The organism is Burkholderia anthina, from assembly GCF_001547525.1.
In the GTDB taxonomy this organism is placed as follows: domain Bacteria; phylum Pseudomonadota; class Gammaproteobacteria; order Burkholderiales; family Burkholderiaceae; genus Burkholderia; species Burkholderia semiarida.
Genome location: NZ_LNJP01000004.1, coordinates 386,965 through 400,240, shown reverse-complemented (window position 1 = coordinate 400,240; position 13,276 = coordinate 386,965). Strand labels below are relative to the sequence as shown.

The window sequence follows — 13,276 nt, the reverse complement described above, 5'->3', positions numbered from 1 at the left end:
TTCATGCCAATGACAGGCTTGCGCAGGCCCTACACCGTGCCCGGCTCCTGCGGCGCGGGCGTCGTGCCCGCCGCCTCCAGCGCCTGATGCAGCGTGGCAAAGATGCACGACGCGCCGACCACGTCGGTGATCCCGTGACGATCCATGTCAGCGCGCAGATAGCGGCTCACGCGCCCGAACAGCACGCCGACGCCGCGCGCATGCAGCGTCGCGACGAGATCGATCAAGGTCCGCGCGGCCGAATAGTCGACATCGGTGATCGCGCCCGCATCGACGACGAACCAGCGAGGCGGCACCGGCGCCGCCTCGACGAGCGCGGTCACTTCGGCAGCGAACAGATGATCGTTCGCGAAGAACAGGTCGGAGCCGAACCGGTAGACGATCAGCCCGGGCGCCGTCATCGCGCCGCGCCGGGCGGGCACCGGCTGCCACCGCCCGTTGCCGGCGACGGGTTCGAGCACCATCGTGTGCGGCTGGTAGCTGTGACGCACGTGCCGCATTAGCGACAGCGCGACGGCCAGCAGGATGCCCTGCTCGACGCCGACGGTCACGACGGCCGCGGCCGTGACCAGCGCGAGCGTGAATTCGCCAGGACTTTCCCGGCGGATCGCCGCGAGGCTGCGCATGTTGATCAGCCCGAGCGCGATCGTGAACACGATGCCCGCCAGCACCGCGTGCGGCAGGTACTGCAGCGTCGGGCTGAAGAACAGCAGCACGACGGCGACGACCGCGGCGAACGCGAGATGCCCGATCTGGCTGCGCACGCCCGCGCCGTCGGCCATCGCCGTCTGCGTCGGGCTGCCGTTGACGACGAACGCACCGCCGAGCGCCGCCGCCGCGTTCGCGGCCGCGAGGCCGAGGATGTCGGCATTGGTATCGACGGCCTCGCCGTACTGCTGCGCGAACACGCGCGCGGCGGCCGCGCTCTGCGCGATGATCATCACGAAGCACGAAGCGGCGACCGGCACGAGATCGAGGCACTGTTGCCATGTGACGGACGGCCAGCGCAGCGGCGGCAGCCCGCCCGCCACGGGCCCGATCACCGCGATGCCGTGCGCGGCGAAGCCGAATGCGGCGCTCGCGGCGATGCTGCCGGCGACCGCGATCATCGGCATCGGCACGCGCGGCAGGAACCGCTTGCACGCGAGAATCGCGGCGACGACGAGCGCCGCGAGCGCGAACGTCGGCCGGTGCGCGTGAACGAGGTGCGTGACGACGTAGTCGAGTTGCGCGAGGCTGCGCGACGCCGGGTACGGCACGGACAGGCCGAGCATGTCGCCGAGCATCGCGATCGACACCTGCACGCCGACGCCGGCGAGGAAGCCGACCAGCACCGTGCGCGACAGGAAATCGGCGAGAAAGCCGAGCTTGAAGATGCGCGCGAGCAGCAGCATCGCGGCGGTCAGCAACGCGACCATGCCGGCCAGCGCCGCATAGTCGGCGCTGCCGGCCGGCGCCATCGACGACAGCCGGCTCGCGAAAATCGTCGCGGTCGCGGAATCGGCGGCGACGACGAGATGGCGTGATGCGCCGAAGCACGCGAACGCAACGAGCGGCAGGAACACCGTATAGAGCCCCGTGACGGCCGGCATGCCGGCGATGCGCGCGTAGCCGAGCACCTGCGGGATGTCCATCGACGCGAGCGACATGCCCGCGAAGATGTCGCGGATGGCGCCCCCGCGACGGACCGGGAGGATGCCTTTCAGCAGCCGCACGCGCGACGGACGGCTTTCGTTGGAATCTTGCATGCGTGAAATGCGTCAGATCGAAGTGACGGGAGCCACGAACGGGTGCGCGACGGTGTTGCCTGTCGCTCACCGTCGCCGGACGGACTGCGCGCCAATGCGAACGGCATGCCGGCAGCGCCTGCGACGTCCGCATGATTGCATGGATCGCCCATCGAGCGCATCGACGCGCGAAGGCCTGCGTCATGACGTCCGGCCGATCGCCCTCCTGCGTCCGCCATGCCGGGCAACCGGCTCGCACGTCAGCGTGCGGTGATGCGGATTGCCTCTTCCTTCACGTCGATGCAGAGGATACCTGCGCAATGGTGAGCCGATACGGGAGCCGCTCGACATGTATTTGCGATACGCATCCGGAACCCGATGGCACAATCACGGTTCCTTTTTCATATGCCCTTCATCGGGCGCGCGCCGCGTCGCGGCGCCGATTCAACGCACAAGAAGGACCCAGCCTGCCCCTATGACCCTGAACGAATTCTGGCTTTCGCCGCTCGTCGGCATCGTCGTCCTGCTCGCCGCCGCCGGTGCAATCACCGCCGTCGTCCATTTCCTGCTGTTTCGCGTGGTCGCGCGGCTCGCGCGGCTGTCCGCCACGCGCGTCGACGACGCGCTGTTCGAATTCGGCGCCTTCAAGTGGCTGAACCGCATCGTCCCGTTCGTCGTGATCAAGCTCGGGCTCGGCGCGGTGCCCGGCGTTCCCGGCTTCGTCGTGCAGGTCGTCGACAAGGTGCTGTTCGCGTTGATCGTGTTCCTCGTGACGATGACCATCAGCGCGACGCTGTCCGCACTCGAGCATACGCACCGCACGTCCCGACGCGACCAGCCGCGGCTGTCGCTGAAAGGCGCGATGCAGCTCGTCAAGCTCGTGATGTTCATCACGGCCGCGCTCGTCGTGATCGGCGACGCGACCGGCAAGCAGATCGGCCTGCTGCTGTCCGGCATCGGCGCGATGTCCGCGGTGCTGATGCTGATCTTCAAGGACACGCTGCTCGGCCTCGTCGCCGGCGTGCAGTTGTCGTCGAACGACATGCTGCGGATCGGCGACTGGATCACGATGCCGTCGGCCGGCGCGGACGGCACGGTCATCGACATCACGCTGAACACCGTCAAGGTCGCGAACTTCGATCACACGATCATCACGGTGCCGACCTGGAAACTGATCACCGAGAGCTACCAGAACTGGCGCGGGATGACCGAAGCGGGCGGTCGCCGCATCAAGCGCGCGCTGTTCGTCGATGCGACGAGCGTGCGCTTTCTCACGAACGACGAGATCGAACGGCTCGAACGCCTGACGCTGCTGAAGGACTATCTGGCGGACAAGGTCGATGCGATCGAGCAATGGAACGGTACGCTCGGCGCGGCCGGCGAGTGCCCGGCGAACCGCCGCCAGCTGACGAATCTCGGCACGTTCCGCGCATACGTCGCGAACTACCTGAAGGGCCATCCGCGCATCCGCCGCGACATGATGAACATGGCGCGACAGTTGCCGCTCACGGCCGAAGGCATCCCGCTCGAGCTGTACTGCTTCACCGATACGACGACATGGGTCGACTACGAGACCATCCAGGCCGACCTGTTCGACCACCTGATCGCGGTGCTGCCCGAGTTCGGGCTGCGCGTGTATCAGCATCCGTCGGGCTTCGACATGCGGCAGATGGTCGACGCCGCGCAAGCCGGGCCGCACACGCGGCGCGCGGCCTGATACCAGCGGCGGCGGCCGGCCGCCGCGCGGCAACGCTCAGCGCGCCGCGCACTCCGAGGCGAGCCGCCCCAGCACCTTCAGCGCGTCCTCGATCTGCCGCGACCACGGGTAGCTGTAGTTGAGCCGGATGAAGTGCCGGTAATCGGTGCCGGCCGAGAACATGTGCCCGGGCCCGACCGTGATCCGCTGCGCGAGCGCGAGCGTGTACAGCTTCATCGCGTCGACCCGCGGCGGCAGCTCGACCCATAGCACGTACCCGCCCTGCGGCTGCGACAGCCGCGTGCCTTCGGGGAAGAAGCGCCGCACCATCGCGCTCATCAGGCTTGCCTGCTGCGCATACTGCTTGCGCATGCGCCGTAAATGAAAATCGTAGCCGTCGTGTTTCAGATACTCGGCGATCGCGAGCTGCTCGATCGCGGGCGTCGCGAGCGTGTTCAGGAATTTCAGCTTCTCGACCTGGTCCCGGTAACGGCCCGGCATCGCCCAGCCGATCCGGTAGCGCGGCGACAGGCTCTTCGTGAACGACGCGCAATGCAGCACGAGCCCGTCGCGGTCGAACGACTTCAGCGCGCTCGGCGCCGTGTCGCCGAAGTGCAGCTCGTGATAGACGTCGCTCTCGATCGCCGGCACGTCGTGCTTCGCGAGCAGCTCGACGAGCGCGCGCTTGCGCGCATCGGGCATCTGGAAGCCGAGCGGATTCTGGAAATTCGGCATCACCATGCATGCGGCGATGCGCTCGCGCGCGAGGATCCGCTCCAGCGCGTCGAGATCGATGCCGTCGCCCGGGTGCGTCGCGACTTCCAGCGCGCGCATGCCCATCCGCTCGATCGCGTGCAGCATCGCGTAGAAGGTCGGCGACTCCACCGCGATCGTGTCGCCCGGCTTCGCGACCGCCTGCAGGCACAGGTTGATCGCCTCGGTCGCGCCGATCGTCATCACGACCTCGCCCGGCTCGACCGCGACCCCGCGCTCCGCATAGCGCCGCGCGATCTGGCGGATCAGTTCCTGGTTGCCCGGCGGCAGATCGTCGATCACGCCCCAGCGCGTGCGGCGCCGCCCGATCGCCTGCGCGTAGCGCGCGAGGCGCTGCACCGGAAATTGCGATGCGTCGGGGTACGGCGAGCCGAGCGGCACCGCGTCGTCGCGCGCGATCGAGCGCAGCGTCGACAGCACGAGCCGGCTCACGTCCACGGCCGACGGCTCGGCGGCCGGCGCGGAGACATGCAGCTCGGCCTCGGCCGGCGCCGCCGTGCGCGCCCGCACGAAATAGCCCGACTGCGGCCGGCTCTCGATCAGGCCGCGGCTTTCCAGCACGAGGTACGCGCGCAGCACGGTCGTGACGCTGAGCTGCTGCTGCCGGCTCGCGTGCCGCACCGACGGAATCCGCTCGCCGGGCCGGTACACGCCCCGCTCGATCTGCGCCTGGAGATCGTCGGCCAGTTGTTCGTAACGCTTCACGCGCCTCCCTTTCAACTTCCCTTCAGCAACACAGTTGCGATCCGCACGGGATGAATGGCCGAAACTGTACTCTTTTTTGAAGTGAACAGGTGTACACACAGCCGCACGGGCGCCGCGCGTACTCTGCACGCATCGACCCCGACACCCGGCATCATGAAAAAAAAATCCGCCACCGCGCGCATCGAACCGTACACCCACCCGGCCGCCGGCTGGGGCGCGCTGAAAGCCGTCACGATCAACCTGATCAAGGAAAAGGTCGCCGGCGGCAACTACCGTACGCTGCTGCGCCAGAACCAGCCGGACGGCTTCGACTGCCCGGGCTGCGCGTGGCCGGACCGCCAGCACGCATCGACGTTCGAATTCTGCGAGAACGGCGTGAAGGCCGTGGCCGCGGAAGCGACGAGCAAGCGCGTGACACCCGAATTCTTCGCCGCGCACACGGTGACCGAACTGCTCGAACAGTCGGATTTCGAGCTGGAGCAGCACGGCCGGCTCACCGACCCGATGGTGTACGACGCGCGGACCGATCGCTACGTGCCGATCGCGTGGGACGATGCGTTCGCGCTGATCGCGCGCCATCTGCGCGCGCTGCCCGACCCGAACCAGGCCGCGTTCTACACGTCCGGCCGCGCAAGCAACGAAGCCGCGTTCCTCTATCAGTTGTTCGTGCGGCTGTACGGCACGAACAACTTCCCCGACTGCTCGAACATGTGCCACGAGGCGACGAGCCGCGGGCTGCCGGCGTCGGTCGGCGTCGGCAAGGGCACGGTCACGCTCGACGATTTCGAGCATGCGGACATGCTGCTGATCTTCGGCCAGAACCCCGCGACCAACCACCCGCGGATGATGGGCGAGCTGCGCGAGTGCGCGAAGCGCGGCGCGACGATCGTGTCGATCAACCCGCTGAAGGAGCGCGGCCTCGAACGCTTCGCCGATCCGCAAAGCCCGTTGGAGATGCTGACGATGTCGGGCACGAAGATCGCGTCGACGTTCATCCAGCCGACGATCGGCGGCGATTTCGCGCTGATCAAGGGGATGGCCAAGCGCGTGCTCGAACTCGACGACGCCGCGCGCGCCGCCGGGGCGCCGCGCGTCGTCGACACCGCGTTCATCGGCGAGCACACGGCCGGCTTCGACGCGTTCGCCGACGATCTGCGCGCCGAAAGCTGGGCCGCGCTGACCGCCGAAAGCGGCGTGCCGTACGAGCAGATCGATGCGCTCGCGCAGCGCTACGCGCGCAGCGAACGCGTGATCGCGACGTGGGGGATGGGCATCACGCAGCACAAGCATTCGGTCGCGACGGTGCAGATGCTGACCAACCTGATGCTGATGCGCGGCAACATCGGCCGCCCCGGCGCCGGCCTGTGCCCGGTGCGCGGCCACTCGAACGTGCAGGGCAACCGCACGGTCGGCATCGAGGAAAAACCGTCGCAGGCGTTCCTCGACCGGCTCGGCCACGTGTTCGGTTTCGAACCGCCGCGCCATCACGGCTACGACGTCGTCGAGACGATCGAAGGGATGCTCGACGGCCGCGTGAAGGTGCTGATCGGCCTCGGCGGCAACTTCGCGATGGCGACGCCCGACACGCCGCGCACGTGGGAAGGCATGCGCCGCTGCGAACTGTCCGTGCACATCACGACCAAGCTGAACCGCAGCCATCTGATCCACGGCCGCGACGCGCTGATCCTGCCGACGCTCGGCCGCACCGAGATCGACCTGCAGGACAACGTCGCGCAGGGCGTGACGGTCGAGGATTCGATGAGCATGGTCCACGTGTCGTACGGGATGAACAAGCCGGCGTCGCCGAACCTGATGTCGGAGCCCGCGATCGTCGCGCACATGGCGCACGCGCTGTTCGGCAGCGACAAGATCGACTGGCTCGCGTACAAGGACGACTACGCGAAGATCCGCGACGCGATCGAGGCGACGCTCGACGGCTTCTACGACTACAACGCGCGCATCGCGCGGCCGGGCGGCTTCCACCTGCGCGTCGCGTCGCGCGACCGCGAATGGCTGACGCCGACGGGCAAGGCGAACTTCATCGCGCATGCGCTGCCGACCGACACGCCGATCCAGCGCGCCCGCGCGCTGCACGGCGAGCGGCTGATGACGCTGATGACGACGCGCTCGCACGACCAGTACAACACGACCGTCTACGGGCTCGACGACCGCTACCGCGGCGTGTTCGGCCAGCGCCGCGTGGTGTTCGTCAACCGCGACGATCTCGCGATGCTGGGCCTTGCGGCCGGCGAATGGGTCGACATGGAAACCGTGTGGCACGACGGCATCGAGCGCCGCGCGAACGGCTTCCTGCTCGTCGAGTACGACATTCCGCGCGGCTGCATCGGCGCGTACTACCCGGAAACCAACCCGCTCGTGCCGCTCGACAGCGTCGGCGACGTGTGCAACACGCCGACGTCGAAGTCGGTGCCCGTGCTGCTGCATCGCGCGGCCGCGCCGGCCTCGATCGCCGCCTGACGGAGCGCGGCGAGGATCGTTCGTCCGCGCGGGCACCGGCTGCGGAGGCTGCCTGCCCCGAACCGCGAGCCGCTGCCGGCGGAGGCGACGCCCCGGCCCGCCCCACCCGTGTCACCTGACCCACGCCGCTCAATCGCGACGGCCACGCAGGAAGTCGCCATGCTCGGCGGCCGCGTCCGCGATCCGATGCAGCAGGACCACGCCGCTCAGCAACGCATGCGCGGCGTCGCCGTCGCGCGCGGCCGCGCGACGCCGCAACACGCGGGCCGCTGCGGCGCACGTGTGTTCGAGCCGCGCGAAATCCGCCTGCGCGATGCGCCCACGCACCACCGCTGCCGCACGGCGCACGGCCGGTTCGTGCGTGGCCAGTCCGGCGAGCGACAGCAGGCTGTCGCCGAGTCCCCAGATCGCGAGCAGATCGCGCATGTCGCGCTCGATCAGCGTCTGCGGCAGGCTGCCCGCGAAGCCCAGCTCGCGCGCGAGACGGTCGGCCGTGCGGCTCAACCATGCACTCGCGGGCCACGCAAGCGGATCGCGCGCGATCCCGGCCAGATCGCGGCGCACCGCGCGATGCAGGCGGCGCCGGCTGGTGCCGGGATCGCCGGGAAACACCAGCGCGAAGATCAGCGCGCCGAACGCGATACCGAGCAGCGTCGCGAGCGCGCTGTTCAGGAACGCGGTATCGCCGATGCGCGTCGTGTTGTCCGGCGACGTGAAATTCCAGAAGAAGATCGAGAACGCACTGCCCATCGCTGCCGTGCGCGGATGGCGCATCGCGATCCCGGTGCCGATCAGGAATACGCCGAGGATGTAGGCGAGCATCTCGAAGCCCGACACCGCGGGCAGCAGCGCGAAGTTGCAGACGACGCCCGCGACCGCCGCGCATGCGGTGCCTTTCAGAAAACCGACGATCGCCCGCACCGAATTGGGACGTGTCGAGAACAGTGCGCTCACCACGGCCGTGATCGCGACGAACCCGCCGCCCGCCGGCCATGCGGTGAAGATCCAGATCGCCGACGCGGCCAGCACCGCGATGAACGCACGAACGCCGTTGTGGCACGCGAGCACCGGATCGCGGTGGAACGCATAGCGCACGCGCGCGGGCGGCGGCACCGGACGGTCGAGCAATGCCTGGCTCGCGAATGCGCGGCCGAAACCGCCGAGCAGCGCCGACAGCCGGTCGAGCGTGAGCAGGCGCGACGTGTCCGTGCCGGCCGGCACGGCCGCTTCGACACGCAACGCGTCGTCCACGCGCGCGCGTAGCGCCACCATCTCGTGCCCCGAGTCGCCCGACACGGCGACCCGGTCGAGCACGCTTGCCGCCTCGTCGACGAGCGGTTCCCGTGCGTCGCCGCTGCGCGCCGCATGCTCGCGGATCGCCTGCCCGGCGGCCTGCGCGGCGAGCACGCCCAGCGCCGCCACGCGCAGATGGCCGATCATGTTACGCACTGGCGGTGCGCCAGCCGCCGCATATTCGGCTGCCGTATCGAGTTCGAGCGCGTCCGCGAACAGCCGGTGGACGGCCGCGTCGTTCGGCTCGCGGCGCAGCGCGCCCGCGCCGACCGCCGCCGCGCGGTCGAGATAGCGCGCGAGCCGCGTGCGGACCTCCTTCAGCGGCGCGCCCGGCGCGAAGACCGTTTCAAACAGCGCACCGCACAGGATGCCGACCACCACGTACAGAAACCGCGCGACCGCGATGTCGAACGCATGCAGCGGCGCGGATACCGCGTCCATCGCGACGATCGCGGCCGTATAGCCGGCGAGCACCGCCGCATACGCACGAAAATTCCGCTGGAACGTCGCGATGCCCGCGCACAGGCCGATCCACGCGGCGAGCGCGGGCAGGAACAATTGCGGCGTCTGCGCGAATGCGCTCGTCAGCGCGAGCGCCACGGCCGCACCGATCGCGGTGCCGAGAATCCGGTACTGGCTCTTCGACAGCCCCATCCCGCGGCTGCCCTGCGCGACGATCCACACGGTCGACGCGGCCCAGATCGGATCGTCGAGATTCATGCGGAACGCGATATGGAGCGCGAGCAACGACGCGGCGGTATTGCGCAATGCGAAGCCGAGCGCGCCCGGCGGCAAGGTGGGCCACGCATCGCGCAGCGCGGCGCGGATCGCCGCGAGCGACGGCATGCTGGGGAATGCGAATTTCATGCGGGGAGCATACGGTCGCGCGCCGGCCGCCACTACGGGGCAGCGGTGGAATGCGTTATTGCGCCGGGCGGGATAATTGGCTCGACCCGCGGCGATCCGGCCCACAACGGTAAGATGCGCGCATCCCGAACACTGAAACGAATCGCATGGACCTCCAGAGCATCCGGATATTCCTGCGCGTGGTGGAACGCGGCAGCTTCACCGCCGCCGCCACGCAACTCGACATGCCGCTCAGCCGCGTGAGCCGCAAGATCAGGCAGCTCGAGGACGACCTCGGCGTCCAGTTGCTGTACCGCACGACGCGCCGCGTGTCCGTCACCGAAGCCGGGCGCGACTATTACGAACGCTGCCTGCGCGCCGAGGAAATCCTGCTCGACGCGGATCGTCAGGTGCGCGCGCTGCGCACGGAACCCGAAGGCACGCTGCGCGTGCTGGTGCCCTACGCGATCGGCCTGTTCGAGCTGGAACCGGCGCTCGCCGAGTTTCGCCGGCGCTACCCGCTGGTCCAGCTCGTGCTGATCTACGACAACAGCGCGCTCGACCTCGTCGAACACGGCTTCGACGTCGCGCTGCGCACCGGCGTGCTGAACGATTCAGGCTATGTCGCGCGCTCGCTCGGCTGGTCGCACGCGAAGTTCGCGGCAAGCCCGCACTATCTCGACCGCGCCGGCCGGCCGCACACGCCGCAGGATCTCGCCGGTCACGACATCCTGTTCGTCGGCCGCGACACGCCCGGCCTGACCCTGCGCCTCACCAACGCGGCCGGCGACGTGGCCGAAGTACCAGTACGGCCGGTGCTGATCTCGAACGAATCGGTCACGGTGCTGCGCCAAGCCGCGAGCGGCGGCGGCATTGCGCTGATTTCGACCCACTTCACCACCCGGCGAATCGAGAACAACGAGCTCGAAATCGTGCTGCCCGACTGGCATCGCACCGACGACGTCGAACTGCACGCGCTCTACCCGAAGCGCGCGACGCTCGACAGCAAGGTGCGCGCATTCGTCGAGTTCCTGACGGAAGTCTTCACCGCGTGGCGGACCGCACCGTAACGAGCCCGGCACGACCGACAATCGATGCGCGCCCGCTGCATTATTGCGGCGCAAGAAAGGAATTAATGAGCACGCAGGCGTTGATCGCCGTTCGCCGCATCGTTAGCCTGTGGCGATGAAAAACGACCACACATGCTACGGCAGCCACGTGAACGCTGCCCGCCGACGCGTCACGCGCGTCGCGCCTTCCTGACCGGCCTGCCTGCTTGCCGAAGCCCGTCACGGCTTCGCCGATCCGCTTGAACGCCTGAACCGCACGCTGCGCGCGGACGGCCCTCCGCTTGCCGGGCCGCTCGCACGCCGTGCGTGTCCGCCCGCAACGCGGCTCGCCCGCGCCGGCGCCGCACGCGCGTGCGCGACCGCTGGCGCGCACGGCCGGCTCCCTTTCATCACGCAGGAACCCCATGTCATCTCCGTCACCCCAGGCACCGCTGTCGGGCGGCAAGCTCGCGATCGGCACGATCGCGGTATCGCTCGCCATGTTCATGAACGTTCTCGATTCGTCGATCGCGAACGTCGCGATCCCGACGATCTCGGGCGACCTCGGCGTGTCCGTCGATGAAGGCACGTGGGTGATCACGATCTTCGCGGCCGCGAACGCGGTATCGATTCCGCTGACCGGCTGGCTCACGCAGCGCTTCGGCCAGGTACGCCTGTTCGTCGCGTCGATCCTGCTGTTCGTGTTCGCGTCGTGGCTGTGCGGGATCGCGCCGAACCTGCCGACGCTGCTCGCCGCGCGGATCCTGCAAGGCGCGGTCGCGGGGCCGCTCGCGCCGCTGTCGCAGGCGCTGCTGCTCGGCGCGTGGCCGCGGCAGAAGTCGTCGACCGCGCTCGCGCTGTGGTCGATGACGGCGCTCGTCGGCCCGATCGCCGGGCCGTCGCTCGGCGGCTGGATCACCTACGACTACAACTGGTCGTGGATCTTCTACATCAACATCCCGGTCGGCTTCTTCGCGGCGGCCGTCACGTGGTTCGTGTTCCGCGATCGCGAATCGGCCACGCGCCGCCTGCCGATCGATACGGTCGGCCTGCTCCTGCTCGTGCTGTGGGTCGCGTCGCTGCAGATCATGCTCGACAAGGGCAAGGATCTCGACTGGTTCAATTCACCCGTCGTCGTCGCGCTGGGCATCGTCGCGCTGATCGGCTTCGCGTTCTTCCTCGTGTGGGAGCTGAACGAGGCCAACCCGATCGTCGACCTGCGGCTCTTCACGCAGCGCAACTTCGCGGGCGGCACGATCGCGATCTCCGTCGCGTACGGGATGTTCTTCGGCACGCTCGTGCTGCTGCCGCAATGGATGCAGGGCTATCTCGGCTACCGGGCGGTCGATTCGGGGCTCGCCACCGCGCCGCTCGGGCTGTTCGCGATCCTGCTCACGCCGGTCATGGGGCGTCTGCTGCCGCGCACCGATCCGCGCTATATCGCGACGCTTGCGTTCGTCGGCTTCGCGGTCGTGTTCATGATGCGCACGACGTTCTACACCGACGTGTCGCGCTGGGATCTGGTGCTGCCGACGCTGCTGCAAGGCATTCCGATGGCGATGTTCTTCGTGCCGCTGACGTCGATCATCCTGTCCGGGCTGCCGCCTGAGAAGATTCCGGCCGCGGCCGGCCTGTCGAATTTCGGCCGCACGTTCTGCGGCGCGGTGGGGACGTCGCTGATCAGCAATGCGTGGAACGACCGCACGATCCTGCATCACGTGCGGCTCACCGAACAGGCGAGCGTCACCAATCCGGTCTTCACGCAGCAGCTCGACACGACCCGTTCGCTGCTGCACCTGAGCCCCGATTCGGCGCTCGCGTTCTTCAATGCATCGGTCGATTCGCAGGCGGCCGTGATGGGATTGAACGACATCTTCTACGTGTCGGCGGTCATCTTCATCGCGATCATCCCGCTGATCTGGATCACGAAACCGGTGCGCTCGGGCGGCGGCGATGCCGATGCGGCCGCGGCCGGCGCGCATTGATCGGCGTTCGCTGCGCGGGACGCAGCGCCTGCGTCGCGAGGGCGGCGGGACTCGCCCGTCATGGCGGCACCATCGTCAGGCGCCCGTGCGGCAGCGAGCCCGTGTTGTATCGAATCGTTTCAACGCGCCAACGGCGTCGGATGCTGCGGGTATACTCCGTCGTCAGCCGCCTGCCGTCTCGTCGTCCGTCAAAAGCGGCCCGATTCCGGGCGGTTTCGTCGCGAAGCTTCGCGTTTCGCCACCCCGCGCCCCAGCCTCGACACGAGACATCCGACGCCGACCATGAAACGATTCCTGCTGCTCCTTCCCGCCGCGCTGCTCGCCGCCTGCGGTTCCGCGCCCTCGTCCGACTCCGCCGACTCGGGCGCCGCACCGATGATCTACGTGTCGTCGCAACGTCCGGCCTACGCGGTCGCGAACTGCCTCGACAGCCGCCTGTCGGGCACCGAGCAATCGCAGCACAACGGCGTGACCGACATCGCCGTCGGCTCGAATTCCTACTTCGTCACGCTGACGCCGTCGGGCAGCGGCTCGGTGATCAAGGTCGTGCGCGGCTCCGGCAACGAGCCGGCCGAGGAAGCGATGCGCTTCGCGATCGCGCGCTGCGCGATCTGACGCCCCCGGCGCCGGGCGCTCGCCCGGCCCGCCGCTGTGCGCCACCCGGCGCACCTGCCGAATATTTTCATCCGGGTGCCCGTCGATGAGAGAATCGCACCACGATTC

9 protein-coding genes are annotated in these 13,276 nt (G+C 68.7%); 5 read left to right on the top strand and 4 right to left on the bottom strand.

Annotation, left to right across the window (positions count from 1 at the left end; genetic code table 11):
* Positions 1 to 29 precede the first annotated feature (29 nt).
* On the bottom strand, positions 30 to 1,748 hold the full coding sequence (locus tag WS64_RS30980; RefSeq protein ID WP_060968823.1) for a SulP family inorganic anion transporter: 1,719 nt from the start codon (positions 1,746 to 1,748) through the stop codon (positions 30 to 32).
* A gap of 454 nt (positions 1,749 to 2,202) precedes the next feature.
* Between WS64_RS30980 and WS64_RS30975 the strand changes: the two genes are divergently transcribed.
* Positions 2,203 to 3,444 (top strand): mechanosensitive ion channel family protein, encoded by a 1,242-nt coding sequence (locus WS64_RS30975; protein ID WP_059639590.1) that lies wholly within the window; start codon positions 2,203 to 2,205, stop codon positions 3,442 to 3,444.
* Between the two features lie 36 nt (positions 3,445 to 3,480).
* On the opposite strand, the gene WS64_RS30970 is transcribed toward WS64_RS30975, so the two are convergent.
* Complete coding sequence (locus tag WS64_RS30970) at positions 3,481 to 4,902, bottom strand: aminotransferase-like domain-containing protein (RefSeq protein ID WP_060968822.1); 1,422 nt, start codon at positions 4,900 to 4,902, stop codon at positions 3,481 to 3,483.
* A gap of 153 nt (positions 4,903 to 5,055) precedes the next feature.
* On the opposite strand from WS64_RS30970, the gene WS64_RS30965 reads away from it, so the two are divergent.
* Complete coding sequence (locus tag WS64_RS30965; protein ID WP_060968821.1) at positions 5,056 to 7,380, top strand: FdhF/YdeP family oxidoreductase; 2,325 nt, start codon at positions 5,056 to 5,058, stop codon at positions 7,378 to 7,380.
* A gap of 129 nt (positions 7,381 to 7,509) precedes the next feature.
* On the opposite strand, the gene WS64_RS30960 is transcribed toward WS64_RS30965, so the two are convergent.
* Complete coding sequence (locus WS64_RS30960) at positions 7,510 to 9,540, bottom strand: FUSC family protein (protein WP_060968820.1); 2,031 nt, start codon at positions 9,538 to 9,540, stop codon at positions 7,510 to 7,512.
* Between the two features lie 146 nt (positions 9,541 to 9,686).
* Here WS64_RS30960 and WS64_RS30955 point away from each other — a divergent pair, with 146 nt between their 5' ends.
* Positions 9,687 to 10,589, top strand: a complete 903-nt coding sequence (locus WS64_RS30955) for a LysR family transcriptional regulator (RefSeq protein ID WP_060310833.1) — start codon at positions 9,687 to 9,689, stop codon at positions 10,587 to 10,589.
* A 40-nt stretch (positions 10,590 to 10,629) separates the two neighbouring features.
* Here WS64_RS30955 and WS64_RS34765 read toward each other — a convergent pair whose 3' ends face one another.
* Entirely contained in the window at positions 10,630 to 10,995 is a 366-nt protein-coding gene (locus WS64_RS34765; protein ID WP_155720519.1) for a hypothetical protein, read from the bottom strand.
* Here WS64_RS34765 and WS64_RS30950 point away from each other — a divergent pair.
* Positions 10,994 to 12,553 carry a DHA2 family efflux MFS transporter permease subunit gene (locus WS64_RS30950; RefSeq protein WP_060968819.1) on the top strand — a complete coding sequence of 520 codons (1,560 nt, stop codon included), beginning with the start codon at positions 10,994 to 10,996 and terminating at the stop codon, positions 12,551 to 12,553. The two genes, WS64_RS34765 and WS64_RS30950, sit on opposite strands and share 2 nt — an antisense overlap.
* Positions 12,554 to 12,835: 282 nt before the next feature.
* Positions 12,836 to 13,168 carry a hypothetical protein gene (locus WS64_RS30945; RefSeq protein WP_060968818.1) on the top strand — a complete coding sequence of 111 codons (333 nt, stop codon included), beginning with the start codon at positions 12,836 to 12,838 and terminating at the stop codon, positions 13,166 to 13,168.
* Positions 13,169 to 13,276 lie beyond the last annotated feature (108 nt).

Bases quoted from the DNA above. Each gene is read 5' to 3' on its own strand.
- WS64_RS30980 (WP_060968823.1), bottom strand. From the start codon at position 1,748: ATGCAAGATTCCAACGAAAGCCGTCCGTCGCGCGTGCGGCTGCTGAAA.
- WS64_RS30975 (WP_059639590.1), top strand. From the start codon at position 2,203: ATGACCCTGAACGAATTCTGGCTTTCGCCGCTCGTCGGCATCGTCGTC.
- WS64_RS30965 (WP_060968821.1), top strand. From the start codon at position 5,056: ATGAAAAAAAAATCCGCCACCGCGCGCATCGAACCGTACACCCACCCG.
- WS64_RS30960 (WP_060968820.1), bottom strand. From the start codon at position 9,540: ATGAAATTCGCATTCCCCAGCATGCCGTCGCTCGCGGCGATCCGCGCC.
- WS64_RS30955 (WP_060310833.1), top strand. From the start codon at position 9,687: ATGGACCTCCAGAGCATCCGGATATTCCTGCGCGTGGTGGAACGCGGC.
- WS64_RS30950 (WP_060968819.1), top strand. From the start codon at position 10,994: ATGTCATCTCCGTCACCCCAGGCACCGCTGTCGGGCGGCAAGCTCGCG.
- WS64_RS34765 (WP_155720519.1), bottom strand. From the start codon at position 10,995: ATGGGGTTCCTGCGTGATGAAAGGGAGCCGGCCGTGCGCGCCAGCGGT.
- WS64_RS30945 (WP_060968818.1), top strand. From the start codon at position 12,836: ATGAAACGATTCCTGCTGCTCCTTCCCGCCGCGCTGCTCGCCGCCTGC.